The 25,738-nt window shown below is 40.0% G+C and carries 27 protein-coding genes; 13 read left to right on the plus strand and 14 right to left on the minus strand.

Annotated elements, in window-relative coordinates; genetic code table 11:
• Window positions 1-947: 947 nt before the first annotated feature.
• Complete coding sequence (locus tag FTV08_RS10915; protein WP_004646799.1) at window positions 948-1,094, plus strand: hypothetical protein; 147 nt, start codon at window positions 948-950, stop codon at window positions 1,092-1,094.
• A gap of 41 nt (window positions 1,095-1,135) precedes the next feature.
• On the opposite strand, the gene FTV08_RS10920 is transcribed toward FTV08_RS10915, so the two are convergent.
• The 3 genes from FTV08_RS10920 to FTV08_RS10930 form a co-directional block, all read right to left on the minus strand.
• Window positions 1,136-1,771, minus strand: coding sequence for an SOS response-associated peptidase (locus FTV08_RS10920; RefSeq protein ID WP_180087310.1), 636 nt, complete (start codon window positions 1,769-1,771; stop codon window positions 1,136-1,138).
• Window positions 1,772-1,997: 226 nt separating this feature from the next.
• Window positions 1,998-3,200, minus strand: a complete 1,203-nt coding sequence (locus FTV08_RS10925) for a S9 family peptidase (RefSeq protein ID WP_180087311.1) — start codon at window positions 3,198-3,200, stop codon at window positions 1,998-2,000.
• Between the two features lie 171 nt (window positions 3,201-3,371).
• Window positions 3,372-4,508 carry a catalase family protein gene (locus FTV08_RS10930; RefSeq protein WP_180087312.1) on the minus strand — a complete coding sequence of 379 codons (1,137 nt, stop codon included), beginning with the start codon at window positions 4,506-4,508 and terminating at the stop codon, window positions 3,372-3,374.
• Window positions 4,509-4,887: 379 nt separating this feature from the next.
• Here FTV08_RS10930 and FTV08_RS10935 point away from each other — a divergent pair, with 379 nt between their 5' ends.
• Window positions 4,888-6,054 (plus strand): MFS transporter, encoded by a 1,167-nt coding sequence (locus FTV08_RS10935; protein ID WP_180087313.1) that lies wholly within the window; start codon window positions 4,888-4,890, stop codon window positions 6,052-6,054.
• Window positions 6,055-6,070: 16 nt separating this feature from the next.
• On the opposite strand, the gene FTV08_RS10940 is transcribed toward FTV08_RS10935, so the two are convergent.
• Window positions 6,071-7,561 carry an amidase gene (locus tag FTV08_RS10940; protein ID WP_180087314.1) on the minus strand — a complete coding sequence of 497 codons (1,491 nt, stop codon included), beginning with the start codon at window positions 7,559-7,561 and terminating at the stop codon, window positions 6,071-6,073.
• Between the two features lie 46 nt (window positions 7,562-7,607).
• Window positions 7,608-9,038: a diguanylate cyclase gene (locus FTV08_RS10945; protein WP_180087315.1), complete on the minus strand. Its 1,431-nt coding sequence runs from the start codon at window positions 9,036-9,038 to the stop codon at window positions 7,608-7,610.
• Between the two features lie 314 nt (window positions 9,039-9,352).
• Between FTV08_RS10945 and FTV08_RS10950 the strand changes: the two genes are divergently transcribed.
• Complete coding sequence (locus FTV08_RS10950; RefSeq protein ID WP_005100815.1) at window positions 9,353-9,796, plus strand: hypothetical protein; 444 nt, start codon at window positions 9,353-9,355, stop codon at window positions 9,794-9,796.
• Window positions 9,797-9,852: 56 nt separating this feature from the next.
• On the opposite strand, the gene accC is transcribed toward FTV08_RS10950, so the two are convergent.
• Genes accC through aroQ form a run of 3 tightly spaced genes read right to left on the minus strand, consistent with a single transcriptional unit; the run spans window position 9,853 to window position 12,124 of the window.
• A complete protein-coding gene (accC, locus tag FTV08_RS10955; RefSeq protein ID WP_004646808.1) occupies window positions 9,853-11,217 on the minus strand; it encodes an acetyl-CoA carboxylase biotin carboxylase subunit in 1,365 nt (454 codons plus the stop codon).
• An 18-nt stretch (window positions 11,218-11,235) separates the two neighbouring features.
• Window positions 11,236-11,652, minus strand: a complete 417-nt coding sequence (accB, locus tag FTV08_RS10960) for an acetyl-CoA carboxylase biotin carboxyl carrier protein (protein WP_005107117.1) — start codon at window positions 11,650-11,652, stop codon at window positions 11,236-11,238.
• Window positions 11,653-11,668: 16 nt separating this feature from the next.
• A complete protein-coding gene (gene aroQ, locus FTV08_RS10965; RefSeq protein WP_180087316.1) occupies window positions 11,669-12,124 on the minus strand; it encodes a type II 3-dehydroquinate dehydratase in 456 nt (151 codons plus the stop codon).
• 960 nt (window positions 12,125-13,084) lie between these two features.
• Here aroQ and ybaK point away from each other — a divergent pair.
• The 3 genes from ybaK to FTV08_RS10980 all read left to right on the plus strand — a co-directional run bounded on the left by ybaK (window position 13,085) and on the right by FTV08_RS10980 (window position 15,554).
• Window positions 13,085-13,552, plus strand: a complete 468-nt coding sequence (gene ybaK / locus FTV08_RS10970; RefSeq protein WP_180087317.1) for a Cys-tRNA(Pro) deacylase — start codon at window positions 13,085-13,087, stop codon at window positions 13,550-13,552.
• A gap of 192 nt (window positions 13,553-13,744) precedes the next feature.
• The gene (locus FTV08_RS10975; protein ID WP_180087318.1) at window positions 13,745-14,998 is read left to right on the plus strand and encodes a YncE family protein; all 1,254 of its coding nucleotides are present in this window, start codon (window positions 13,745-13,747) and stop codon (window positions 14,996-14,998) included.
• Window positions 14,999-15,071: 73 nt separating this feature from the next.
• Window positions 15,072-15,554, plus strand: coding sequence for a hypothetical protein (locus FTV08_RS10980; RefSeq protein WP_180087319.1), 483 nt, complete (start codon window positions 15,072-15,074; stop codon window positions 15,552-15,554).
• A 113-nt stretch (window positions 15,555-15,667) separates the two neighbouring features.
• Here the strand turns inward: FTV08_RS10980 and FTV08_RS10985 are convergent, their stop codons facing one another.
• From FTV08_RS10985 to tusD, 4 genes are read right to left on the minus strand one after another with little or no spacing between them, the layout of a single operon-like run.
• Window positions 15,668-15,979, minus strand: a complete 312-nt coding sequence (locus tag FTV08_RS10985) for a TusE/DsrC/DsvC family sulfur relay protein (RefSeq protein ID WP_005263018.1) — start codon at window positions 15,977-15,979, stop codon at window positions 15,668-15,670.
• Between the two features lie 14 nt (window positions 15,980-15,993).
• Window positions 15,994-16,278, minus strand: a complete 285-nt coding sequence (locus FTV08_RS10990; protein WP_180087320.1) for a DsrH/TusB family sulfur metabolism protein — start codon at window positions 16,276-16,278, stop codon at window positions 15,994-15,996.
• Window positions 16,279-16,295: 17 nt separating this feature from the next.
• On the minus strand, window positions 16,296-16,646 hold the full coding sequence (locus tag FTV08_RS10995) for a hypothetical protein (RefSeq protein ID WP_180087321.1): 351 nt from the start codon (window positions 16,644-16,646) through the stop codon (window positions 16,296-16,298).
• Window positions 16,647-16,690: 44 nt separating this feature from the next.
• Window positions 16,691-17,059 (minus strand): sulfurtransferase complex subunit TusD, encoded by a 369-nt coding sequence (gene tusD / locus FTV08_RS11000; RefSeq protein WP_180087322.1) that lies wholly within the window; start codon window positions 17,057-17,059, stop codon window positions 16,691-16,693.
• A gap of 70 nt (window positions 17,060-17,129) precedes the next feature.
• Between tusD and FTV08_RS11005 the strand changes: the two genes are divergently transcribed.
• The 7 genes from FTV08_RS11005 to FTV08_RS11035 all read left to right on the plus strand — a co-directional run bounded on the left by FTV08_RS11005 (window position 17,130) and on the right by FTV08_RS11035 (window position 23,834).
• Window positions 17,130-18,140 carry an NAD-dependent epimerase/dehydratase family protein gene (locus tag FTV08_RS11005; RefSeq protein ID WP_180087323.1) on the plus strand — a complete coding sequence of 337 codons (1,011 nt, stop codon included), beginning with the start codon at window positions 17,130-17,132 and terminating at the stop codon, window positions 18,138-18,140.
• Window positions 18,141-18,277: 137 nt separating this feature from the next.
• Entirely contained in the window at window positions 18,278-19,672 is a 1,395-nt protein-coding gene (fumC, locus tag FTV08_RS11010) for a class II fumarate hydratase (RefSeq protein ID WP_180087324.1), read from the plus strand.
• Between the two features lie 126 nt (window positions 19,673-19,798).
• Complete coding sequence (locus FTV08_RS11015) at window positions 19,799-20,290, plus strand: hypothetical protein (RefSeq protein WP_004280216.1); 492 nt, start codon at window positions 19,799-19,801, stop codon at window positions 20,288-20,290.
• Between the two features lie 430 nt (window positions 20,291-20,720).
• Window positions 20,721-21,323: a nitroreductase family protein gene (locus FTV08_RS11020; protein WP_180087325.1), complete on the plus strand. Its 603-nt coding sequence runs from the start codon at window positions 20,721-20,723 to the stop codon at window positions 21,321-21,323.
• 129 nt (window positions 21,324-21,452) lie between these two features.
• Complete coding sequence (locus tag FTV08_RS11025) at window positions 21,453-21,815, plus strand: hypothetical protein (protein ID WP_071851342.1); 363 nt, start codon at window positions 21,453-21,455, stop codon at window positions 21,813-21,815.
• Window positions 21,816-22,184: a hypothetical protein gene (locus FTV08_RS11030; protein ID WP_180087326.1), complete on the plus strand. Its 369-nt coding sequence runs from the start codon at window positions 21,816-21,818 to the stop codon at window positions 22,182-22,184.
• A gap of 888 nt (window positions 22,185-23,072) precedes the next feature.
• The gene (locus FTV08_RS11035; RefSeq protein ID WP_004280222.1) at window positions 23,073-23,834 is read left to right on the plus strand and encodes an alpha/beta fold hydrolase; all 762 of its coding nucleotides are present in this window, start codon (window positions 23,073-23,075) and stop codon (window positions 23,832-23,834) included.
• A 15-nt stretch (window positions 23,835-23,849) separates the two neighbouring features.
• Here the strand turns inward: FTV08_RS11035 and FTV08_RS11040 are convergent, their stop codons facing one another.
• On the minus strand, window positions 23,850-24,791 hold the full coding sequence (locus tag FTV08_RS11040; RefSeq protein WP_005107024.1) for a M15 family metallopeptidase: 942 nt from the start codon (window positions 24,789-24,791) through the stop codon (window positions 23,850-23,852).
• A 127-nt stretch (window positions 24,792-24,918) separates the two neighbouring features.
• Window positions 24,919-25,731 carry a type IVB secretion system protein IcmH/DotU gene (gene icmH / locus FTV08_RS11045; protein WP_180087327.1) on the minus strand — a complete coding sequence of 271 codons (813 nt, stop codon included), beginning with the start codon at window positions 25,729-25,731 and terminating at the stop codon, window positions 24,919-24,921.
• Window positions 25,732-25,738 lie beyond the last annotated feature (7 nt).

Below are 25,738 nucleotides of genomic sequence, written 5' to 3' on the forward strand. Positions count from 1 at the left end.
TGTCAGATGATGAGCAGCAAGCATTGTAAAAGTGATCATTGTAAAAAGGATCAGACGACTCAAGCTGAAGAGCCTGTACGAACTTAGCCCCAAAAGCTTCAATTTTACTTAAAGGCTAAACAGAGCTGAGTACTGAAGTTGTTCTAGATCGCTGATCCAATCATTTTGTATTGAGTCATTCTATATTTAAAGCAATAAAGCTTGATCCTGGATTGAGCTTTTTACACTCAGGAGAAAAACATGATGCAATTTATATTTTGTTTATTTGGTCTTCATGGTGCGACTGAAATTAACTACACGTGTGACCATGATGAGGTCAAACAGTGTCGTGATTGCTTGAAAAATATTGAATAATGTGCCAAATCATCAGACATATTAATGAAGATCAATCCCCGTTCAATCATCAGTTGGCGGGGTTTTTCTTTACTGATGAAATTTTTGGATCTAAACATAATTTCTCACAAGGAATACTTTATAAAAGAATCATTTCAATAGGATCAATAGGATTACGTTTTGATAAATTCTTAGCTGCTTAGAACTGGAATACAATAAAATTTATGCGTGTGATCACCCATGCTCGAATTCTTGAAGCAATTCAAAAGAGGCCACAGGCTGAAACTGCATTAGCTGGTGGGGATTGACTGATTAAGGCCAAGCATCCTAAAGGTTTTACTGAAATGAAAAGACTTTTTCCGGCAGTGGATAAGCTTAGAAAATTTCATGTATTCGATATCGGCTCGCACGCGAATTCATATTCTTTGCTGTACCATCTACGATCAGGCTGAACAGCTTATTTGCTCAGATGGACTTCAGGAATTGTGAAATGTAAAAGAGCACTTGAAGGAAAGTTTGTCTTTTAAAAAAACTGAATGTGCAACATAAATAACATTGATGTTTAGCACCAGATGTCATATTTATCTCTTAATAGATATATGAAGGAGATGCATATGACAAATAAGCCAGAGCAAGAGCAAGAATCAAATCCCCATAAAGAATCGAATGACGATAAAGGTAATCAGGCATCTTATAAGCATGTCAAACCAGAGAAAAAACCCAATGCAGAACCGGAAAATCCATTGAGAGAGCAAAAATAGCTTTTTCATATGGACGAAGCCCTAACTTGGTTTAGGGCTTTTTAATTTCCCGATAAACCTTGATCTCTAGGCTTTGCAATAAATTCATCTTTCATTTCAAAGAAAAATTCATGGGCTTGTTCATGATCGCAGTGCAACCAGTCATGTCGTGATTCTTCCGGAATCACAATAATCGAGCGTTTTTCGTCATTCGGGTCATGAAACTGTTTCATAAAGGGATGTTGATCTGAATTTATGGTCAGCATCGAAAATGATCTGATTTTCTCACCATCAATGTGTGCGTCATCATAAATCGCCGCCACGGTAAAAGGATTGCCATCTTCACGTGAAATGCCAAACCAGTGCGATTTACCGTCTATATATTTAGGTTCATAGAATGTATCGACGGGTACCAAAGCAAACTGGTTGTTTTTCCAGGCATGTCGGAAACTCGGTTTGGATGCCACTGTTTCAGTCCGTGCATTATAGGTATGCCGGCCATATCTCAATTCTTTCGCCCAGGCTGGAATCAGTCCGAAACGTGCGATATCCAGCTCAAACTCATCAGCACCGCGCATAATGATTGGGGCTGGCGCTAAAGGATAAACATGCGGTTTCATGCCCAGTTCGAGTTGCTCTTCATGAATATCTAATAAGGAAAGACGTTTTTTTGAGGGAAATTCATAGTTCGAGCACATAAATAACCTCTTTCATTCTAATTATTATTTGCTAAAGAATTAAAGTATAAAAATGATGGGCTCAAAACAATTCGAAATCGTAAGTATAGTTTTAACAGAAAGTAAGAATACGGATTAATATTAGTTTATCCTCTTTATAGAATAGTGCTCCTTTAAAGGACTATTCTATAAATATGAAGATTAAAATATTTGAGTTTTTAATGATTAAATACAAAAGCTCACCGGGTTATTTTGTAGGGCAGGTGTTCAAAGCTTTCCCTTGTTCCACTGAATGGATAAAGTTTCCAATTAGAAATTCACTCTGTCTTAAGGAATCACGATGATCTCCATTTTTGACGAGATGGAAGGCGATAGATTTCTGCTTCGTACATACCTGCTGATAGTAAGCATAAGTACCACGATCATCGACCAGTTGATCTTTCTCACCTTGTACCAGCAGAACCGGCACAGTCGGTGTCATATTCTCAATAGACTGTTCTTTTAAATAATTTGTCAAAGGTGCCAGATTTACATTTGATTTAAAGACAGTCTTAGGTGCTTGTTTTAGGTCAGATTGTAATTCTGACAAACAGCGACTGCGTGCATGATTAAGAATTTCTCCCATTTCTGGGCTCACTAAATTTGCTGGAGCAAGCAGCGGATCTGCAGCCTCTGCTCCTAAAAGCACAATTGGAAAAAATGCGGCGACATTAGTCGTGATTTGCGAATTGCTGGCAACATATTCAGCGATTCCTTCATATTGATAACCGCCTGGTGCCAGTGCAATTGCCCCGCGAAGATCAAATTCAGGCGCATCTTTTTGACCGGATGCTGCAACTTTAAGAGATGCTGCACCTCCTTGACTATGACCCATAACATACCAATTTTTACTAAAGTTATAAGGCTTTAAATGGTGGATCGCTCGTACAGCATCAACGACAGTATGCAACTGGCTTCGCGCATTCATATAAGGATGACCGCCCGGAGTGCCTAAACCTTGATAATCAGGTGCAACGACTGCATAGCCGCGAGCGAGCCAGGCATTCAATGCCTTAGCTGCGATTTGTTGATAGACATGGACTGGCCCACCCATATAATCGCCAGAGGGTGCACATGTATCAGCAACGCCAGTTGTACCATGCGCCCAAGCCAGAACAGGCCAGCCATCTTTAGGGAATTTGCCTTTAGGTAACAAGATATAGCCTGAAGTGACAATGGGTTCAGATTTTGTGCCACGACTGCGATAATTAATTAAGAAACGTTGTGAGGCATTCGTAAACAGATCAGTATTTTGTTCTTGTATAGATAATATTGTACCCGGTATTTTTTCCGAAATATGAGATGCTTGGATTTTGCTGTTATCGGGAAGTGGAGGAGAGGCTATTGCATATGTTGAACCTGAACATAAACAGCTCATGATTAATTTAATAATAGGAGATTTAATTTTCATCGCTGAAACCATTTTCCTTTTTATAATGTCATTTTTAATGTAGCAGCTTTATTTATGTTTCTAAATTAACTCTGCACAGAGTTTGTAAACTAAAGCTTTTAAGTTAAGGCGAATGAGCAGTACAACAGGTTATTTTAGTTTAGCTAATAACTTCATATAAGCACTTATATTTTAATGTGGTTCTGATCTGTGAGTAGAATTCATATCATGTCTAACCTCACTAATACGATCATAAATCACTTTTCGCATTCGGTTTATTACTCCCAGAGGTTTGTGCTCCGGTAGTGTATGCCATGGTGTAAAAGAGAGATTTTCACAAAACTTGTTTTGTTCAGGTGTATCAAAAACTTGCTGAGGAATGCGGATAGTTGCGACCTTGTAAAAAGGCGCCTCACTTTCTTGCCATTCAGTCATGGAATCTTCGACTGACATGGTGTTTGATGTTCTAGGCTGTATCAGAAACTCCATACATGCTTCACTTTTTTGCAAATGTTTGCGCAATTTTTCTCTTAGAAAATTATGATGCGGAGCATGTGGAAGAGGATCTGTCACTGTCGAACATGCTTGAGCTGAATACTTTACAGCTTGACGATCAGTGCCTATTCCTAATTGATAGGGCACCATAGACCAATATCTAGTTTGCAAAGGATTAGAAATTTTATTCCTCGTATTTAAGGCAATCCAGGTTCCTTTAGCTCCTAATGCAAAAGGAATATGCAGTTTATTAAAAAATCTATCGCTATTTATATCTTGCATAAATGACATATATCGAACTGGATCATTCACAAAAAAGACAGGATGATTGATCATAATGAAATCTTGAGTAGAGGTTTCATCATCTAAAAGCTTTTCTCCCGGTACTCCTAAAAGTTTTATCGCCATGCCACGGGCATCTTTTTTAATATCTGCTTGTTGGGCATCTTTAGAACCATTAGAGAAACGAATCCAGGCTTGATATGTTTTTCCAGGAAGAAAAACACCTTGAGCCAAGTTTTTAGGAAGAGCTTCATCTACTTTGAATTCTGCGCGTACACAACCGTGTGCTTTGGGATGGGCATCACGTAGCGCGATACCTGTGGAATATTCTTTCCGAATCGATATCTCAATTATATCTGCGATTTTTTCAGTTATATTTGCTTCATCAGGATAAAGACTTTCACTTAAATGATGATCTATATTGGGATGAATATTATCTTTTGAAGAGTTAGATGCTATAGGGGAAGCGTTAGCATATGCAGCACTACAAATACTTATTGCCATTAAAGAGAAAACTAGACCCGAGCATATAGGTCTTATAAAGTTAGGCATTGATTTTCTCCTTGCTATAAAGCTAGAGTTAGTTTTAATTTTTTAGCCTATGAACTGAAAATTCTTTGGACATACTTTAGCCATAAAACAATAATAATGTCTGTGTAATTATTGATCTTCAGATTTTAAGTCCATCCAATTCCTTCCTAAAACTGTTTCCACTCTTTGTCGTGTGCTCAATATAGAAGACGATTTATGTTCTTACTTTAATTTAACTCAACACAGAGTTTTTTACTTTAGCAAAATTTATCCATAAACTTATGAAAATTTATTTTTAGACTAATGCGAGATGCTCGTAGCAAAATCAAGAGTCGTCGAATACAGTGCTATAGAAATTTATTGAGTTTAAAATTTTGAAAATATTAGGATATATAAATCAATGCCAGTTCTAGCAATCCAGCATAGACTCAGTGGATTTTACTTTTTTTACTATGCGATTGTTGGGGCATTTATGCCTTTTTGGAGTCTGTATCTTGAAGATCAAGGCTTCAATTATCAGGAAATCGGGATTTTATCTTCTATTGCGATTGTTACCCGATTCTTTGCGCCGTTGATCTGGGGTTGGATTGCAGATAAATCCGGTAAACGCATGTTGCTGGTGCGTATTGCCACCTGGATGGAAGCCTGTATCTGGTTCATGATTTTTATTATTCCCAATAGCTTTCAATCTGTAGCTTTACTGATGCTGATTTTCAGTTTCTTTCAGAATGCCATTCTGGCACAGTTTGAAGGCGTGACTTTGTTCTGGCTCGGAGAAAAAAGAGCAGAACTGTATGGCAAAGTACGAAAATGGGGATCTGTCGGCTTTATTATCGGTGTATTCGGCTTGGGCGCCGTCTTTGAAATTATGAGCATCGGCATGTTGCCAGTCTTGTTGCTGTGTATTTCATTTCTGGCTTTTCTCTGGTCATTTACCATTAAAGAGCCCACGACGGCACCTACCGCCCAGAAACAGCTCGAGCCCCTATGGCCAATATTCAAACGCCCAGTGGTGTATAGTTTTTTCCTGATCGAATTGATTCTGCTATTTTCACACGCGCCGTTTTATAGTTTTTATAGCAATTATCTCAGTCAGGCGGGATTTAGCACCAGCCAGATTGGGCTGCTCTGGTCAGTCGGGGTCATTGCGGAAATCATCATGTTTGCCTATGCGACGTTCTTTCTGACACGCTGGTCATGGCGCCATCTGGTCACGTTATGCTTATTGATGACCGGATTAAGATGGTTCATCGTCGGGGTCTTTCCTACTTCATTCATGGCACAGTTTTTTGCTCAAACGATTCACGCTTTAAGTTTTGGTTTATTTCATATGATCGCGATGCGGGTGATTTTTCAGAACTTCTCTGCAGGGCAGCAAGGGCGTGGACAAGCGCTATATAGCACGATGTGGGGCATTGGTGTGGCGAGTGGCAGTATTCTGGCCGGCCATTATTGGGATCAAGTCGGCGGCACATCTATTTTTATCGCTGCTGCAGCATTGACCTTGCTTGGCTTGTTACTGATTTTCGGATTGCCAAATAAAGTCGAACTGCAAAAACAGGCTTGAAAATATTATCTCAACATTAAATACGGATTTTGGCGTATTGCCCAAACCACGGTTGTGCCTGCTCCAATTGGGCTGCCAGTTGTAGTAGCAGATCCTCACGGGCAAATGGTGCAATAAACTGTGAACCGAGCGGCAGGTTTTGTTCATTCCAGTACAGCGGTACAGACATCGCCGGGAGTCCGGTAATATTGGCCAGTTGCGTGAAAGGCACCCATTTCAGATTTTCTTTCACAATCTGGTCGACCAGTTTACCTTGCGCCAGCAAATGTGCTTTATTTAGTTTCAATAAAGCTTTAAGAATCGGTTTCTGCCAGTTTGGTGTTTTGACCTCACCATTTTTTGGCGCCACTGTCGCCGTTGCAGGCGTCAGGTACAGATCATAATTATCAAAGAAATGATTCATCTGGGTTACATATTGACCCCAGTTATTCAGGTTCTGGATATAATCAATCGCGCTGGTTTTGGCCCCAAAAGCTGCCAGCGCTAAAGAGTCCAGTTCAAAATCATTCGATCTAGACGGATAGCCTTTCTGAATTTCATTCAGCATAAATGAAAACTGGCTAAACCAGGTGGTAATAAAATCCTTGGCCAGTTGCATGCCATCAATGGCTGGGCGGTCTTCGACCACTTCATGGCCCAAAGATTCTAGCAATTTGGCTGTTTGTTCAATGGCTTTAATGGCATCCTGGGAAACAGGTGTGCCAATCGTAGAATAAGTGCTAAACGCAATTTTCAGTTTTTTTGGCGGTTGCTGAATCACATCCAGATAATGATGCTGTGGACGCTGAATCTTAAACAGTGAACTATGATCTTCACCATGGGTGGCATCCAGCATTGCAGCACTATCCCGTACCGTTTTGGTCAGTACATGCTGAATCGCGGCGCCATGCATGGCTTCACTCATTTGTGGTCCCCAAGGCGTGCGGCCACGACTCGGTTTCAGGCCAAACAGGCCGCAATAGGAAGCGGGGATACGTATCGAGCCGCCACCATCACCAGCACCCGCAATTGGTACAATTCCGGCAGCCACGGCAGAAGCGGAACCACCGGACGAGCCGCCGCTATTATGCTGTAAATTCCACGGATTTTTACAGCTGCCCCAAGCATCTGGTTCAGTAATACCTTTAATCCCAAATTCAGGAGTATTGGTACGTCCAAAAGTCACAATCCCGGCTTTTTCCCAGCGATTGACAATCTCGGCATTGGTCTCGGCGATATAACCAATCCGTTTTAAGCCCTGACAACCATAAGAAGTTGGATAACCGGCATATTCCTGAAACAGGTCTTTAACCAGAAAAGGCACACCGGCAAAAGGTCCGGACAGATTTTGCTGGCTCCGTTTCAATGCATGCTCATGCATCGGAATAATAATTGCATTTAGCTCGGGATTGGCAATTGAGCTACGCTCTAGTGCAGCAGATAAAAGTTCACTTGAATGTACTTGTTTATTGGCGACCAGATCAGCCAGTCCTAAACCGTCATATTGCAGATATTCTTCAAATTTCATTGCCATTCCCTAGTGTTGCTGCTTCAAGGTTGTAGATCATTTAGGCTCAAGATGCAAGCACCACCTGATTTCGCCCACGATGTTTGGCCTGATACAAGGCTTGATCTGCAATATTGATCAGGTTTTGCAGGTCTTGGGAGTTGGGTTCATTTTGATGGGTGATGCCCACACTCACGGTAATATACAGGGACGAGCCATCTGATTGATGCATCGGGGTTTTTTCCACTAGATCACGAATCCGTTCTGCAATAAGACGTGCTTCTGATGGTTCGGTATTCCAGAGTAGCAGTACAAATTCTTCTCCACCAATCTGTGCAAAAAGATCTTCAGCACGTAAATTGCAGCGAATGATTTCCGCAAAATGTTGCAGCACCTTGTCACCGACATGATGACCAAAATGATCGTTCAGGCGTTTGAAATAATCAATATCCAGCATGATGACTGAAAATTCCATCGTCTTGGCATATTGCAGTAAATATTCACCTTTCTGCAAGAAGAAATGACGATTCATGGTGCGGGTCAGACTGTCATGATTGGCCAGATAGAGAACCCGTTTAAACAGCTCATTGCGGTTTTGACTAATAATACAAAGAATAAGCGGCGATAAGGCCAGCATAAACAGCCCGATCCGGAGCGAAATATAAATCGTAGAATCTGCCAAGGTGTCATGCGTTGTGGCATAAAACCGCGTCAGGCTGTAATAGGTCAGGATAATCACAAAAGCGTTGATCATGGTCATGGTAAACAGGCGATAGGTCAACGCAGCCCAGATCAGTGCAGCCAGAGGGTAGAGCATTGCACCCGGGCCTGCAAAAATATTGGTAATGATGACACAGGCCACGACTGAAGATGCAGGTAAAAAATAGCTGAAGTAATTACGTTTTTGACGACGGTTTTTAAATAAGTACTGCATGTCTTTTATTCTTGGGAATGCCAAGATTAAAGGAAGAAACACAATATAATTCACCATTTCACCGGTCCACCACAGACCAAAATCAATCCATAAATTTTCTTTGGTCATGAATGAATTGGGTAGATTGGGCAAGGTGATAACTGCAAAAGCCGCACTGGCCAGGCAGCCTGCAAAAGCGAAGATGCCAAATAAATGAACGAAGGTATAACCGGTATTATAGTATTTGTAATTAATCTTGAAATATCGAATAAAAAATATCGAGACAATAGTACTGATCAGATTAGACAGGGTAAGAAACAGGCTTTGTAATAGGCTGTTCCCGGTGACCAGATCTGCAAACATAAAAGCACTGAATGCACCGAGCCAACCTCCCATATTATTTAAATGTGGAAAGCGTAAGAACAGGGCTAACAAGGCAGCATTGGCCGGCCACAATAAGGCCAGATACTCAATTGGTCTGGTTGCGATCCCAATAAAACAACAGACTAAAACAGCGAAAACAATGACAAAATAAGCATAGGTTTCATGATTTAATTGTTGTTCTGTTATTCGAGCTAATTGCAAATTTAAAATCCTATTCAAATTTTTAAGTGTGAATGATCACTTTGTTCAGCAACTAAGTTTGACCCAAAATATAATTTTATTGTTTGATTAATCTGTTATTAATGCGAACTATTAAGATTCTTATATACGAAATATATACAAAAAAAGTCAGAAAGGAAATCCATGTTTTTAAACAATGTGATAAATAATTTCTGACTCTGTATTGAAATTGCGTTAGAGCGGGACACGATCCCAAAAAATATGATAATTTAGAATCAATTGTTAACAAGATGCCGGTAAATATGAAAAAAATATGTCTTAGCCTTATCTTACTCATGAGCTCACCTTGGCTAATGGCGACAGAAAATAAAAAACCAGCGAATGCTCCTGCTAAAGCTGCTGAAATCCCAAATACATTTACTGTGAAAACCCGTCCGGAAATTGTCGGATTGTGGGGAATGGAAATCCCGAATAATAAAAAATGTATCGAATATTATAATTTTAAAGGCAATAATAATGTGGTGATTAAAAGTGGCGATGAGTGGACGTCGGGGCTATATGACTATCAGCCGGCACAGGATCCTTCGCAGCAGATTCCAGCGCTGATTCTGCAAGTAAAATATGACAATAATGAAAAAGACTGTTCAGGCAATCAGGTGGATCAGTCTGGTGAAATTTCGCAATATTTTGTGAAATGGCAAAACCCTTATACCATTAACTTCTGCGCCAATGAAAAAGCCGAACAATGTTTTGCTGTGCTCAGACGCGTATTGCCTTAAATTGCAAACAATAAAAAAAACCGCTGAATGACAGCGGTTTTTTTATGAGCTTTGATTTAAGCTTTGTCTTCAGCACCTTCAAGCTGCTTTAACAAATGCTTCTCTAGGTAATGAATATCCATTGCCTGTTTGCAGAAGTTTTTATCCTGAAGGATTAAATCTTTATGCAAAGGAATATTGGTTTTAACGCCAGTCAAAATCATTTCTTCCAAAGCATTTCTCATTCGAGAAATAGACGTCTCACGATCCTTACCATGCGAAATCAGTTTGGCAATCATCGAATCATAATACGGTGGAATGCTGTAGCCTGGATAAACATGCGAATCTAAACGGATACCTGCGCCGCCTGGTGCATAGAAGTTGTCAATCTTGCCTGGTGAAGGCAGGAAGGTCGATGGATCTTCTGCGTTAATACGGCATTCAATCGCATGTCCTAAAACCTTGACGTCTTCTTGCTGAATATCGAGACCTAAGCCGCCAGCAATACGCAATTGCTGTTCGATAATATCGATCCCCGTGACCATTTCAGTCACCGGATGCTCAACCTGAACACGCGTATTCATTTCAATGAAGAAGAACTCATCATCTTCAAACAGGAATTCGAATGTACCTGCACCACGATATTGCATCAGCTTACATGCATTCACACAGGCTTCTAGAATATCAGCACGTGCTTGCTCTGGTAAGTTCGGTGCTGGCGCTTCTTCCAGTACTTTTTGATGGCGACGCTGTAGTGAACAATCACGATCATACAGATGAATCGCATGGCCATTACCATCAGCCAGTACTTGCACTTCGACATGACGTGGCTTTTGCAGGAAACGTTCCATATACACCGTATCATCACCAAACCACATTTCCGCATCACGCTGTGCAGCCTGAACAGATTCAAGCAGGGTATCGACATTTTCTACGATACGCATACCACGACCACCACCACCAGAAGCAGCTTTTACAATCAGTGGAAAACCGATCTCTTTCGCTTCAGCCATCGCATTGTGGATTGTTACGGCATGGTCGCAGCCTGGTACTGTTGGTACACCAGCTTTTTTCATGGCAATAATGGCAGAAACCTTGTTTCCCATTAAACGAATATGTTCCGGACGCGGACCAATAAAGATAAAACCAGAATTCTCTACGATTTCTGCAAATTCTGCATTTTCAGCGAGGAATCCATAACCAGGATGGATGGCATCTGCGCCGGTAATTTCAGCAGCTGTAATAATCGCAGGAATATTCAGGTAGCTGTCACTACTCGCACCAGGGCCGATACATACTGCTTCATCACAGAAACGTAAATGCATCAGGTCCTTGTCTGCGTCAGAATAGACACCTACAGTTTTGATCCCTAAAGTTCTGCAAGCCCGGGTGATGCGTAACGCAATTTCACCACGGTTTGCAATTAAAACTTTTTGCAACATTATAAATCCCCGGGGTGATTAAGCGCGGTAGCGGAAAAGTGGTTGACCGAATTGAATCACTTCACCATTTTTCACCAGAATTTCTTCAATCACACCGCTTTGAGTTGCTTCAATCGGGTTCATGATTTTCATTGCTTCGATAATACCGAGCGTATCGCCTGCAGAAACGGTCTGGCCAACTTTAACAAAGGTCGGCTCACCTGGGCTTGGTGCTGCATAGAACACGCCGACCATTGGTGAAGTTTCAACAGCACCGCGAGGAGATTTTGCTGCTGGCGCTTCGGCTGCTGGTGCAGGCATCGCAGGAACAGCTGCTGCAACCACTGGATTACGACGAGTTAATGCAATCGATTGATCGCCTTCTTTAACTTCGATCGCCTGTAAGTCAGATTCAATCATCAAGTCGATGAGTTTCTTGATTTTACGGATATCCATGAGACAGTATTCCTAATTAAGATTGTGTAGAAGGTTGTATTTTTTCAATGATATAGTCGAGGGCAGCAGCATAGCCTTTTGCACCTAGACCACAGATCACGCCGATGGCTTTATCGGACAAGTATGAATGATGTCGGAATGCCTCACGTGCATGCACATTAGACAGATGGACTTCAATGAAAGGAATGGCAACGCCAAGGAGGGCATCGCGAACAGCAACAGAGGTATGGGTCAATGCTGCTGGATTAATAATGATATATTGAATGCCGTCTTGCTGGGCTTGATGAATTCGGTCAACAATGGCACCTTCCCAGTTGCTCTGGAAAGTTTCGAGTTGTAATGTAGCTTGTTGGGCCTGAGCAATCAGCTGCTGGTTAATATTGTCAAGACTAAGGTGACCATAAACTTCCGGTTCGCGCTTCCCAAGCAAGTTTAAATTCGGTCCATGAATAACCAAAATGGTCGAACTCATCCAGCATGCTCCAATTAAAAAGTATCGGGTTTTGTTTGCAAGATGTCTGCAAACTCTGCTTATTATTGCATGATTTTCTACATTACTATTTATAATTTCTTTGAATTAACGTAGAAAGCATATAGCAAACAGTGGCGCTATAATGAAAACTTTGCAGAGATTTGGCAATGTTAAAAAATTACAATTCGCTGGGTATTCAGATTATTTTCATTGTAAACCCAATTGGCAAAAACAGTTAATATCCTTTATGTAACTGTAATCTTCATGTTAACGCTAAATTCTTCCTTTTAGTGATATTTTTAGTTTTGAACAAGAGTTGTCTGGCTGATTTTACTGCAATGTTCGACTTCTATAGCATAGAAAACTCTTTACATTCTGACTTTAGAGTTGTGCTGATTATCCTCTTTATATATAAGCTATTGACCGTTTCTCAAAACTTGATGAAAATTTAAAAATATAAGATAAGACAATATGTTAATGATATTTTCTCTTATTGTACTTGGATTTTCCTAGGTCTATTCTTCCAATATATTGGAATTAATTACATCATTTTCAATTCAAGTATTCATGACAGACACTGTACAAGAATCTATTTCTTCTTCCGGAGATAAAGGTTAAATCTCAGCGGGTTTAAGATAAAACGCTCGACTTATATGCCTCGTATTTATAGACGCATGAAATGACGAATGTGTTCATCTTCAAGCCTTCTACATAATGAAGCCATTAATCGCCTAACGCTTAGATAGTGGCAAAAACACATACATTTGTTGATATTTTGCTCGTCATCTTCTTTGCAGAAGAGTTTAAAAGTATTGAAGAGCGTAAAGATTGAACCAAATAGATCTGATTGAAGCGGAATCCGGGCTTAAAGCAAAATTTGCTCTGTAGTTGCCTCATCTAAATTAACTTCTTGAGCTAATTTTTATATAATCATGCGATTCATCTCAAACCAGACTTTCTATGACACCTGCATGCAAACTATTAAAAGCCAATAAAATCGAATACAGCATTCACGAATATGAACATGATGCCAATGCCAAAAGTTTCGGGATAGAAGCTGCTGAGAAATTGGGGCTTTCGGTGGAAGAAGTCTTTAAAACTTTATTAGTCACGGATGAAAAACAATATTTTGTCGCAATTCTGCCAGTGCATCATCAGTTAAATCTGAAAAAAGTAGCGCAGGCCGTGGGATGTAAAAAACTCCAGATGGCAGATCCTAAACATGCAGAACGCTTGACCGGCTATCTGGTTGGCGGAATCAGTCCCATTGGGCAAAAGAAACGATTAAAAACGGTGATCGATGCCAGCGCAGAACAGTTGGATAAGATCTATGTGAGTGGCGGTAAAAGAGGTTTGGATATCGGATTAAAGCCGGCTGATCTTGCCAAAGTGCTCAATGCACAGTTCGTCGATGTGCTGGATACATAAGATCGAAGTAAGGTGATCACCTAATTCATAGAACCTGAAGTAATAGATTTAAAATAGCTGCATATTTTTTGGTCGGAAATAACAGTAAATCATTTTATACGTTTGTATATTAGATACGTTAAAACACAGCCTGACTGTGTACACAACAAGGAATGAAAACAAAAATATAAATTATTATGCGGAGCATAATGGATGAAAATTCAAAATAAAAAATGGCCACGGTTCTGTCTGACACTATCTGCAATGGCGATGCTATCTGCATTGCCTAGTGTACAGGCCGCTTCTGCACCTTCAGCTGCACCTGCCAATTCACAGCAGGTTTTCTTTGTCGGAAATAACTGGGATGGCACGGTAACCGTGATTCGTCCATCGGGTGATTTTGGAAAAATTGGCGTCATTAACATGATTCCTGACCGTAAAGAGCGCATTAAAGAAATTCACCTGAATCCAATCAAACTGATTGCTTACACTTATATTCAGACCACAGCCGGTGAAGGCAATGACCAGCTGGTGGATGATATGTACTCGACACCAGATGGACAGTCAGTCGTTGCATCACGCCCAAGTTTCGCCGATGTGGTATCAATTAATATCAAAACCGGCAAGATTAACTGGCGGACGCCTGTAGAAGGCTTCCGTGCCGACCATATGGCAGTATCACCAGATGGGCAGCGCATCGCTGTATCTGCATCTTCAGGAAATGTAGTGCATGTACTAGATATCCATACCGGTAAAGAGTTAGGCCGTTTCAGTACTGGCGATAAACCGCATGAAAATATTTACTTCGATGGTGGTAACAAGATCCTGAACTCTGCTATCGGCAATGTGGAAACGTCGATGGATGCTCAGTGGCAAGACTTTACTAAAGGAAAGCGTTTTATCACTATCGCAGATGCCAATACACATCAGGTGCTAAGAAAAATTGACTTCAGGCCCGCACTGGATGCATTTGGTCGTAAAGATTTATCTAACTCCGTACGACCAATGGTATTTAGCAAGGATGAAACTAAACTATATGCCCAAGTTTCATTTTTTAATGGTCTGATTGAGTACGATCTGAATCAGAACAAGATTAGCCGGATCGGACAGCTGCCTGGTAGTGATAGTATCCCGAAAGACCGGACAAAATGGGTGAATGATTCGCGTCATCATGGCCTATCAATCAGTGCTGATGGTGAAAAGCTCTGTGTCGCCGGTACGATGGATAACTACGCTACGATTGTAGATCGCAAAACACTGACAGCCGGGAAACTGATTTCTGCAGGTAAACCTTATTGGGCAACGCGAAGCCCGGATGGTCGTAGCTGTGTAATTTCAGAAAGTGAAACCGATTTGGTTACCGTGATTGATTTTGCCACGGGCAATAAAGTGCTGAGTGTGCCGGTGGGAAATCATCCACAACGTGTCCGGATTGGATATGCACCAGCAGACTGGTCAACGCCGTAGTCAATCGTCGATTAGCGAAAAAGACAGCTTCTTAATAAATAAAGACTGTCTTTCTTGAGCTGAGGACATAAAAATGAATGATAAAACAATTCTGTTCTATGTAATGATCGGATTGCTCTTGTTTGGGGCTTTAGTGGGTATTGGCTATCAGGTACGACAAGAAATCTATCGGACGAATTTTACTGATCAGACCCATTCTGATCCGGTCCTGCCAGCTGAAAAATCGGCAAGCTATATCTCTGTTAACTCTCCTAAGAATAGTCAAACTACGAAGAAGGAACAGAACGATACGGTTGCAAAGCAAAGCGAATTATCAAAGCAACAAGAACAGTTATATCTGGACTTTACTCAGATCATTAACGCTTTAAGTGAGGGACAACGACCAGATCCTCAACAAGTCAGTTTGTTGATCACTCAGCAGCAAAAACTGGTAGAGGCCCAACTGGTGAGCAAGGCCGAAGCGAAAGCACAAATTAATTTTCTGATTAAGGTTCTGCCTGAAATGGATCATGAATTGCATCGAGCATTGCGAGTATTAGAGCAAACCCAAATTTAACGAATTAGATCCAGCTGTATCTTTCATTATTCTCAGTCTGAAAATTGCTCTCATAAAAAAGCCCAAAAAATGATTTGGGCCTTTAAATACACACTTTAGAAAGCTAAGTATCTTTATAAACAGTTCGCAGGCTTGGGTACACCAGCCAAACGGCTTAAGTGACGGGCCACCAGACCAGTATTAAACTTTTCCTGAAGCATGGCATTATTGATATCGGCGCTGACAGTTTTCATTAAAAATTTAATCAGTGGGCGTGTTGCTGGTGAATGACCAAATTGTTGATAGAACTGACGTACCGCTTGCAGAATTTCAAAATGCCAAGGAGTTAAGCTCAGTTCCAAACTATCGGCCAGCACTTGAGCAACGTCTTCATTCCAGATGGTATAGTCAACCAGATGGCCATCTTGATCCAATTCTAAATTCATATCTAACTCATTCATTATTTCATTGAAATGCAGCGATTAAACTCGAGGCAAAGATCTGCAAAATCTGCATAATTCAAAAGCTTTACCTGATCAGGCAAAGGCTGTACTAATAACTCCGCATCATTTTCCAGCATGTAAATTTGCGGCAAGTTTTGCAGAAATGAATGCTCTCGCAGCAAAACTGCTTCACCCATCAGCACGACCTGATCACCCGTTGTATAAGTTTGAGCCAGTTGTTCTAGGATCTGCGCTGTTGCCGAATAGCTGGATTGGATCAGATAAAGTGTATGATTTGACATTTGTATATCCTTATTCCTTACCAATACAGCACATGATCAAAGCTTTGAAGAAATTCAAGATTAAGCTCAATAAATTCGATTTCTTGTTCGCTCTGCGTCACAAATGGGGAATGCTGGTTTTTCTGCTCAATCAGAATCGGAGTGAGATCATAAAACTCGAAACTGTCGACCATATTTGATGCCAGTTTAAATGCATGTTGCAACTGGTCAAATTGTAGCTCTGAACGTAGCAGACTGAGGGCAGCCCCTTGTAGCAGGACTTTAACTTCTGCGCCAAAGGTTGCCAGGACCATGGTAGCCGACAGGCTTTCATGCACTTGCAGGCTGGTCAGATTGGCTTGGGTTAATATAACAAGTACAGATTTCACACAAGATTCCTTGGAAAAGCAACACAGTCTAAAAAATGAAACATCTAGAATTGAATGAGACGTTGTGAGGACTGAACAGCATCGGCAAGTTCACCTAAACCGACCAATTCAAAGGCATCTGCCAGATTATGCTGCTGAATATTGTGACGTTGGGCATTGTCCTGATCTGTAATTCCACGTGCCAATGCTGCACTTACACAGACCGGGAGGCGAATCTGTAGCGCTTGCCATGCATGTGTAAGATGACGTTGATCGTCGGGTACCCATTGCAATGCATTTGCGACCGATACGCCGTCCTGATAGAAGAATACACGGAATGCTTCCTGTTTATCTTGCAAGGCCTGAGCCAAACCCAGGGCATGCCAGGCATAAATGGAAGTCGGTGCGGAGGTAACAAGAATTAAGGTGCTCATCGAAATTCACTACAGGCTTGATCAATAGCAACAGATTGATCTTGGCTTCATCAGAAAGTAGGTAGTATAAATGATTTTAGTGACGGGTGGATTAGGCTTTTTAGGCTCACATATTGCTTTAAGTCTGTTAGCACAAGGACTAGAGGTCATTGTGGTCGATAATTTGGCCAATGCTAACTTACAGACTCTGGAGCGCCTCGAATTTATTTCTGGTATGTATGTACCTTTTATCAAAATTGATATTCGCAATACGCCAGCATTGAACAAAGTCTTTGAGCAGCATTCGATTCAGGCTGTGGTGCATACCGCAAGTTTTAAATCACTGGAAGAATCAGTATTAAAACCACTTGAATATTATAATGATAATGTTAGCTGTATTATGAGTCTCATGCGTGCCATGCAGCGTACCGGCGTGCGTCATCTGGTACATTTATCCAGTCTGGCGGTATATGGACAATCTGGTGCAGACTTAAGCGAAGATCTGCCTTTTAACTTCACTTATCCGAATCCCTATATCAAATCGCAACAAATGGTTGAGGAAATTATCCGGGATACTGCCAAAACTGATAATGAATGGCGGATTGCGATCCTACGTCTGTCCAATATCGCCGGCGCCTTTGAACACGGTGTGCTGGGGGAAGCGGTGCCACCTTTACCGAAAAATATTTTGCCTTTGGCGATGCAGGTCGCTGCACAGCAACGTGAATATCTGGAATTACGCCGTCAGGCCCATACTGCGGATGGCACAGTAGAACGCAGTTTTCTGCATGTCGCAGACTGTTGTGATGCCGTGATCAAGTCCTTGCAATGGCTATCACAACAGCAGGAATTAAAATGTGAAGCCTTTAATATTGCCGGTGAATTGATTTCCATACAGGATTTGCTAGATCAACTGGCTGAAGTCACCCAGTCTGCAATCAAAACCATGGATGCTTTACCATATCCCCATGCGGAAATGGATCAATTGGGGGCGAACATTGAAAAGGCGCGAAATATTCTACATTGGCAACCTCAGCGATCACTCAGAAAGATGCTTGAGGATGAATGGTTGTTTTATCAGAATATGCTCAGAGGGCAGTAATTAAAAGTATTTAGCTATATTTGATAATAATTATCATTTACATGATTACTGTGATCGATTACTTTAAATCAATAGATTAAATCATTCATATTGAAATTCCTAAGATTAGTAACAGGCAAGAAGAATTGAGGTTGAACATGCAAACACGTATTGAACATGACACGATGGGAGAAGTGGCTGTACCGAGCGAGGCTTTATGGGGCGCTCAGACTCAGCGTAGCTTGCAAAATTTCAAAATTGGAAATGAGCGTTTGCCACGGCCAATGATTCGTGCCATGGGACTCGTCAAAAAAGCTGCGGCCTTAACCAATGCCGAGCTGAACCAGATTTCCCAAGAACTGTCACGCTACATTGTAGATGCGGCAGATGAAGTCATCAGCGGGAAATGGGACAGTCAATTTCCACTGGTGGTCTGGCAAACCGGTTCAGGTACGCAAAGCAATATGAACTGTAATGAGGTGATTGCCAATATTGCCAACCAGAAACTGGGCAATCATTTAGGGGCACAAAAACCGGTTCATCCGAATGATCATGTCAATCGTGCCCAATCTACCAATGATTCATTTCCGACGGCGATTCATGTGGCTGCGAGCTTGCAGATCAATGAACTGTTAATTCCGGCAGTCACACGCTTGCGCAATACTTTATATGCCAAATCTCAGGATTTTGCCGATATTGTAAAAATTGGCCGGACACACCTACAAGATGCTACGCCTTTAACCTTGGGGCAGGAATTCAGCGGTTATGTCTCTCAACTTGATCATGGACTTCTTCGTCTAGAACAGGCCTTAGTTGGCTTATATGAATTGCCATTAGGCGGTACAGCGGTTGGTACCGGTCTAAATGCTCATCCTGATTATGCTGTTCAGTCTGCTAAAACACTAGGACAGTTAACAAGCTTACCATTTGTAACTGCGCCAAACAAGTTTGAGGCTCTGGCAGGCCGTGATGCTGCGGTATTCGCGTCTGGTGCATTAAAGACTTTAGCGGTTAGCTTAAATAAGATTGCCAATGATATTCGCTGGCTGGCCAGCGGGCCTCGTTGTGGTTTTGGTGAATTGCGTATTCCTGAAAATGAACCGGGTTCTAGCATCATGCCGGGTAAGGTGAATCCGACGCAAAGTGAAGCGATGACCATGGTCGTGGCGCAAGTTCTCGGCAATGACACCACCATTAACGTGGCAGGTGCATCAGGGAATTTTGAGCTGAATGTGTTTATGCCGGTCATTGCCTATAATCTGTTGCAATCCATCCAGCTTTTAGGCGATGCGTGTAACAGTTTTAATGATCATTGCGCCGTAGGCATTGAGCCGAATCATGAGAAAATTGAACATTTCCTGCATGATTCTTTAATGCTGGTCACAGCATTGAATCCGGTGATTGGTTATGAGAATGCAGCCAAGGTTGCCAAAACAGCCTATAAGGAAGGAAAAACCTTAAAACAGGTGGCTGTTGAACTGGGTTTAGTCACTGCTGAACAGTTTGATGAAGTAGTGCGTCCTGAACAGATGGTCTCACCGAATGCCAAATAAGGGCTGCAGCGCTTTTATTTTCAATCTTTCCGCCTGTTTTATCATGGAATAGTCAGCAGTGGTTTTTATCTCAGGCAGAGTTGCGTACAATAGTGCTAGATGAGATTAACCACTGATGATTGTTTTATGCTTGATATTTATTTAACAGATGTTCAAAGAAAGGTGCAATTCAAGGATTATCCAGGTGAGCATCCTGTTAAATTTATTCTGAATTTCAAAAAGATTTTCCCGAGTGTGATGGAACTTCTTTTACCTGTGCTTCCCGATAATGAAAATCTGGAAGAAATGTCTTGGGAATCGACCAGCGATGATTTTGAAACCTTCCAGATGTTCTTAACTGGATGGGGTATTATTGAACTTCGATTAAAAGCAATTACCCAGTTTAAAGATAAAGCATTTGCGGATCGTCTGGTTAAACAAGCCCAACAGAAACGCAAAGACTATCAAAAACAGCAGACTAAACTAACCACAGTTGAACTGGATTATTTGTTTATGCATGAGATGCATGCTCTGATTGATGCAGAGCTGGTTGAACTTGGTGAGAAATTCTATTTACCGATTTTACGTGAGCTGTGGAAGACTAAAGTATCTGCTCAGGTGTTGAACGCGAAGTTTTAAACGGGTTTTTTAGCTTTTATTTATAAAATTAATCTTCCAATTTTGGGGGATTAATTTTATCTGCAAGATGAGATTTATTTCAAAATGCATGATCTCTTGAAATAGCCTAAGTAATATTAAATGTGATCATTGAACTGCTTTATTCTTAAAATTTTGATCAATAATAGCGCATGTTGAACAATCCTTTAGCGTCAGGCACTCGCATAGGGCAGTAGTTTTAACGATTGTTCAAAAAATAGATGAAAATGATCATTTTTAGCTAAAAAATATATAAAAATATCAATTAAATAGCCTAGTAATTAAGTCCATTATTTTTTAAGGTATATAGGCTTTATCTTAAGATGAGTAAAAGCTTAATTGATTAGCTATCCTTCACAAAAATAGATGAAGGTTCAAATTTTCCCGAAGATATATCCCAGGATTTTCAAAAATGTCGAATCAGTTTTTAGATTTAATTACTAAACGCCGTACTATTTATGCCATTGCCAAGAATGTTGAACAATCTCCTGAACGTCTAACTGATTTGATTCAGACTGCAATTAAGCAAAGTCCATCTTCTTTCAATTCTCAGTCTTCACGCGCCGTCATTTTATTCAATTCAGAACATGAAAAGTTTTGGGGCTTCGTCGCAGATAAATTAAAAAGCTATGCCAAAGATGAAGAAAGCGCTGCAAAAACCACAGCAAAAATGGCCAGTTTTGCGGCAGGGGTAGGCACTGTTTTATTTTTTGAAGATCACACAGTTGTAGAAGGCTTACAGGAACAATTCCCATCTTATGCTGATAACTTCCCAATCTGGGCAGAGCATTCGACTGCGATCGCACAATTTGCAACATGGACAGCATTGCACACAGAAGGGCTGGGCGCATCATTGCAGCACTACAATCCGATCGTGGATGAGCAAGTTCATGCGGAATGGGACATTCCATCGAACTGGAAGTTGCGTGCACAGTTGGTATTTGGTTCGATAGAAGGCGAGCCACGTGCCAAAGATTATCTCGCGGATGAAGAGCGCTTTAAAGTCTTCCAATAAGTTGAGATCCATATCTGCGCTTAACACGGTTTAAGGGCAGATATTTTTTAGATCTCGATGAAATCCCAATCAGCTTCATTAAAATTAAGTTAAAATAGCGCGCTAATGAAAATTGATGAGTAAGACCGAATGTCGAAAAACACGCAAAACCTATCACCTTTACAAGAACTGATCGCAGAGCAAAAGCTACTTTGTGAAGAAGTAGGCTCGGCTTATGTTGAAGTCACGGGTGATGATGTTGTTGCGGTGGCCGTACATACCTTAAAGCAGGATCCGATTGTTGGCATCCGTAAAAAGCCTGAAACGGCTGAAAATATCAGCTGGTACATTTATGGTGGAGAACCTTCAAGTGAAGAGGCTTTCGAAACCATGACAGTACGTGAATTACAGGACATCGCACCAGAAGTTTTACCGTATCTGGCTCTGGAAACAGGTTTTCGTTTCATGATTGATGCCGATGATTATGAAGATGTCTGGAAAGAAGAAATTTAAATGCTAAAAAAATCATCTTTCATTTGTGCTGGATTATTATTAGGACTGAATAGCATGGTCTTCGCAGAGCCGCTTTCACAAAGTGCCTATGACGAGTTTATTTCAGCTCAGACTAAAATCGTGAATGAAACCAAGCATATTTTAGATGAAGATGATCAAAAGGTAGATGCCCAAACTCAACGTCAGGCTTTCTGCAAACGACTGAAAGCCTATCAGGATATTCAAAAGGTGTCCGAAGAAAACAGCAGTCTGGATATGGCGCCCACGATGGTCATGGTCGCCAAAAGTTTTCTTAAGAGGCAGGATCAAAGTTTGACTCAATCTGGAATGACCACAAGCGTATTTTGTAAAAATAGGAATGTAGAATAAATTATAAAATACTTTTCTATCTTGAAAGTTTTTCGCAGTAGAATAAAAATTAAGTAGGTAAGTCTATTTCACAACCAGATTTTATAGATATTAAAACCTGAAAGACCATTTCCTGAATATCATGTAATAAAAAATCTGTTAAGTTAATTTAAATTTATTTTGATGTGAATATCTAATATCTCGGGTATATATCCACTGTTTTTAATACATTGATAAGAATAAATGAATAATCGTAGTTTTGTAATTTCTTGAACAGGACGATTTAAGTAGGATAGCGTGATTGTACGCTGATATTTAAGCTAATAACTTGAATATCTTAAGATGCTAAAAATAGCCTAAGTAACACATAAGTTTAACAACTTTCTCAAGAAAGGGAGAAGGGGGAATTGATAATACTGATATTTACTGCCTGTAACTCATTTGGTCTTAAAACGTATTATTTTTAAACAGAATTAAGTCGATTAATAAGCTACTTATGAATAGTCATTTTTTGATAAATAATAAGCAATGAATAATTAAAAACAATATTTTCAAAATTACCTCAGTCTATTTGGGTAATAACAGCGAGTTAGTTTAAGAAACACTCTGACCTAAAAGTGGTTTACATGTTATTAAATCCCAGTTTTAAGATTTTCATTAATTTTATTTAGTCTGCACCACAACTCAACCATCTTCTTTCATATTTATAGATAGCCAAATATGCATCCAGATCTAAAATCGTAATTTTAAATACTTACAAATTGATTATGAATTATTTAGCCTAAGCAAAATATATCCCCATAAAATAGCCTAAGTAAAATTTATATTTAAAAATTTCGCAATTGATTAATTCCCAATATAAATCCATTATAAACACTTAAATAAAGAAAGAAATCACGGAATTCTCAAATGATCCTAAATTATCAACTCCAACACCACGAAACGTCAGTACTATCTCCAATGATTTTTATTCATGGTTTATTCGGTAGTTTAAGTAATTTAGGAATACTAGCTCGATATTTTTCTGAGCAAAGAACCGTGCTTCAAATTGATGTACGCAATCATGGTCTTTCTGGTCATAGTTCAGACTTAAATTATCAGTTCATGGCGGAAGATGTCCTAGAAACTTTATCAAGTTTAAATATTCAAAAGTTCATAGTAATAGGGCATTCTATGGGCGGAAAAATTGCTATGAAATTGGCTGATTTAGCCCGAGTACAAACTGAAAAGTTGGTCGTTCTTGATATTACACCAATCCAATATCATGAGAGTCATCATACTGAGATTTTTAAAGCCTTATTTGCTGTGCAGCAAGCAAATGTTGCTTCACGACTTGAGGCAGCAAAAATTATGCGTGAATACATTCATGAAGAAATGGTAATTCAGTTTTTATTAAAATCCTTTAATAAAGGGCAATGGCTCTTTAATGTTCAAGCTTTATTTGATCATTATCCAGATATTATGGCTTGGGAAAAGGTCGAAAAAGTTAATCAGCCAGCTTTATTTCTTCGTGGCGGTAATTCTTTTTATATCTCAAAACCTGAACATTTTGCGGCAATCAATGAACAATTTTCTCAGGCGAAAATTGAATGCATTGAAAATACAGGACATTGGCTGCATGGTGAAAAGCCAGATGAAGTCATTAAACATATGCAGACTTTTCTAAATTAATTTACGATTTCGCACTCAAGGCTGAAATGTTTGAGTCTGTAATTGTCCTTCATGAATGAGTTGATGCGCCATTTCAGCTGTTTTCTTTAAACCGGGCATACGATATTCAGTATGTCCAAAATCTTTAATGGATTTCCAGCGACCGCCCCAGGTTAAACCCACCGATTCTGCAATCTGGCCAAACAGTTCATAACCACGCATGGCCCATGGATCACGTTCACTAATCACCACCTTGCCATTCCGCTTAAAGGCAATATCCGCGGCCAGACCAAACTGATGATAACTTTGAAAGCCTTTGGCCTTGGTAATATTACTGTTGGTCGCCAAAGAGTTTTGCCTTTCCGGACTTCGATAACCTTCGAGTAAAACCAGCTCATAACCATGCTGTTCGCGCATAATTTTAAAAACCATCAGTAAGCGCTGTTTAAATCGCGGATTCATCTTATGCCATTTACGGTCTGCTGTGCTGATATTTGGATTTATATGAATGTCTTCAATATTCAGATTAAGGCTTTGCGCTGAAATTACAGAATGATTTGCTAAAGATTCTTCTTGTAAGGCTTCGATAATAAGCTGTTCATCAACTTCAGTTGGAGCTGTTAATATTTGCCCATCTAATAATGCATAAATCTGTGGATCAACTTTCCTTAAATATTCAGCTTCAAACCTACTTGCAGTAAGTGGCTGAGTGAAAGCGAACATTAAAATACTGGCAAATAAGCTAAATCCTGAAATCAAAATCCACCATTGCTGCAAATACCATTCAGACTGAAGATGCTCAGGCGATGCCGCCTGATGAAATTTCTGAACAAACTGTTTTGCTTGAGAAAATTGTTGTTTGCTTTGTGAAATCAAATCAAGAAAAAAATCCTGTATTCTTAATCGAAACTCGTAAGACAGCAAGGCTAACATAGCTAAGCTTAATAGAATAAAGCTGCTCAATATAATCAAAATCATCAGTTGAATGATTGATCTAATAATAATTCAAAATTTTTTTTTTATTCATCGATATAAATTTTCCAACGGCGTCATTTTTTAAGTCTTTATTTTTATAAGTGTCCATCATATTTATTTGAAAATTGAGTTAGGGTAAATGAATCGTAATATAGGCTTGTTCAGCAGGCGCGCTAATCAAATTTTGATATTGAGAAAAAACAGCAGCTTGTTCTGTTGACAAGGCATATTTAAAAACCACAAAGCTGATCACGGCAAATAATAATAAAAATATCAGAATCCAGAAAAATGGTAATTCACGATGGATAATATGTCGGATTTGATCTGGAATTGCTGAAAAAGGAGAAAAAGCAACTTTTTTACCCTTGAGATAATCAATCTGATCTCCGATACGAGCAATCAGACTATTTAAATGCTCAATAGATTCAATTCGATATTTTCCATGGAAGCCCAATAAAAGGCAATAATGATATACCTCTAATACTGCCAGACGTTGCTTATCTTTATGGCGTATTTCTTCCAGATATTCAAAGAAGCGATAACCTGCAAGTTGTGAACCAAAAAGGCTTAACTGCAAGGGACTGATCATCCAGGAATTTTGCAGATCAAAAAATCGCTCATCCTGTTGGGTGACAATTGTTTCATCTATTAAAGCGCAATAGGCATATTTTGCATCTTGAATATCTTCAGCTGAAAATTGCATCTGGCGTGCCTGATATTCAAAACTTTTCAACATCTCCAGAATTTTTTCACGGAAAGACTCTATATTTACAGGGACATAGTGATTTTTTAACAGGAAAACAATATAGAAGCCGTCATGCAGTAAATCTACCAGACTATTCGTAGAGGTAGGGTAGGTTTCTACAGGTTGCATGGCTGTATAATCTACTCCGATTTGATCGCCATCAAAGAGTGAAAGAGGAGTGTTAGAGATTGTATTCATTAATATT

Source organism: Acinetobacter sp. YH12226 (assembly GCF_013417805.1).
GTDB lineage: Bacteria > Pseudomonadota > Gammaproteobacteria > Pseudomonadales > Moraxellaceae > Acinetobacter.

Excerpts from the sequence above, each read along its gene's own strand:
- FTV08_RS10925 (WP_180087311.1), bottom strand. The coding sequence starts at position 3,200 with ATGAAAATTAAATCTCCTATTATTAAATTAATCATGAGCTGTTTATGT.
- FTV08_RS10975 (WP_180087318.1), top strand. The coding sequence starts at position 13,745 with ATGAAAATTCAAAATAAAAAATGGCCACGGTTCTGTCTGACACTATCT.
- accB (WP_005107117.1), bottom strand. The coding sequence starts at position 11,652 with ATGGATATCCGTAAAATCAAGAAACTCATCGACTTGATGATTGAATCT.
- FTV08_RS10990 (WP_180087320.1), bottom strand. The coding sequence starts at position 16,278 with ATGTCAAATCATACACTTTATCTGATCCAATCCAGCTATTCGGCAACA.
- accC (WP_004646808.1), bottom strand. The coding sequence starts at position 11,217 with ATGTTGCAAAAAGTTTTAATTGCAAACCGTGGTGAAATTGCGTTACGC.
- FTV08_RS10935 (WP_180087313.1), top strand. The coding sequence starts at position 4,888 with ATGCCAGTTCTAGCAATCCAGCATAGACTCAGTGGATTTTACTTTTTT.
- FTV08_RS11005 (WP_180087323.1), top strand. The coding sequence starts at position 17,130 with ATGATTTTAGTGACGGGTGGATTAGGCTTTTTAGGCTCACATATTGCT.
- FTV08_RS10940 (WP_180087314.1), bottom strand. The coding sequence starts at position 7,561 with ATGAAATTTGAAGAATATCTGCAATATGACGGTTTAGGACTGGCTGAT.
- FTV08_RS10915 (WP_004646799.1), top strand. The coding sequence starts at position 948 with ATGACAAATAAGCCAGAGCAAGAGCAAGAATCAAATCCCCATAAAGAA.
- FTV08_RS10930 (WP_180087312.1), bottom strand. The coding sequence starts at position 4,508 with ATGCCTAACTTTATAAGACCTATATGCTCGGGTCTAGTTTTCTCTTTA.
- aroQ (WP_180087316.1), bottom strand. The coding sequence starts at position 12,124 with ATGAGTTCGACCATTTTGGTTATTCATGGACCGAATTTAAACTTGCTT.
- FTV08_RS11020 (WP_180087325.1), top strand. The coding sequence starts at position 20,721 with ATGTCGAATCAGTTTTTAGATTTAATTACTAAACGCCGTACTATTTAT.
- FTV08_RS10985 (WP_005263018.1), bottom strand. The coding sequence starts at position 15,979 with ATGAATTTAGAATTGGATCAAGATGGCCATCTGGTTGACTATACCATC.
- ybaK (WP_180087317.1), top strand. The coding sequence starts at position 13,085 with ATGACACCTGCATGCAAACTATTAAAAGCCAATAAAATCGAATACAGC.
- FTV08_RS10950 (WP_005100815.1), top strand. The coding sequence starts at position 9,353 with ATGAGCTCACCTTGGCTAATGGCGACAGAAAATAAAAAACCAGCGAAT.
- FTV08_RS11015 (WP_004280216.1), top strand. The coding sequence starts at position 19,799 with ATGCTTGATATTTATTTAACAGATGTTCAAAGAAAGGTGCAATTCAAG.
- tusD (WP_180087322.1), bottom strand. The coding sequence starts at position 17,059 with ATGAGCACCTTAATTCTTGTTACCTCCGCACCGACTTCCATTTATGCC.
- icmH (WP_180087327.1), bottom strand. The coding sequence starts at position 25,731 with ATGAATACAATCTCTAACACTCCTCTTTCACTCTTTGATGGCGATCAA.
- FTV08_RS11035 (WP_004280222.1), top strand. The coding sequence starts at position 23,073 with ATGATCCTAAATTATCAACTCCAACACCACGAAACGTCAGTACTATCT.
- FTV08_RS11025 (WP_071851342.1), top strand. The coding sequence starts at position 21,453 with ATGTCGAAAAACACGCAAAACCTATCACCTTTACAAGAACTGATCGCA.
- FTV08_RS10920 (WP_180087310.1), bottom strand. The coding sequence starts at position 1,771 with ATGTGCTCGAACTATGAATTTCCCTCAAAAAAACGTCTTTCCTTATTA.
- FTV08_RS11030 (WP_180087326.1), top strand. The coding sequence starts at position 21,816 with ATGCTAAAAAAATCATCTTTCATTTGTGCTGGATTATTATTAGGACTG.
- FTV08_RS11040 (WP_005107024.1), bottom strand. The coding sequence starts at position 24,791 with ATGATTTTGATTATATTGAGCAGCTTTATTCTATTAAGCTTAGCTATG.
- FTV08_RS10980 (WP_180087319.1), top strand. The coding sequence starts at position 15,072 with ATGAATGATAAAACAATTCTGTTCTATGTAATGATCGGATTGCTCTTG.
- fumC (WP_180087324.1), top strand. The coding sequence starts at position 18,278 with ATGCAAACACGTATTGAACATGACACGATGGGAGAAGTGGCTGTACCG.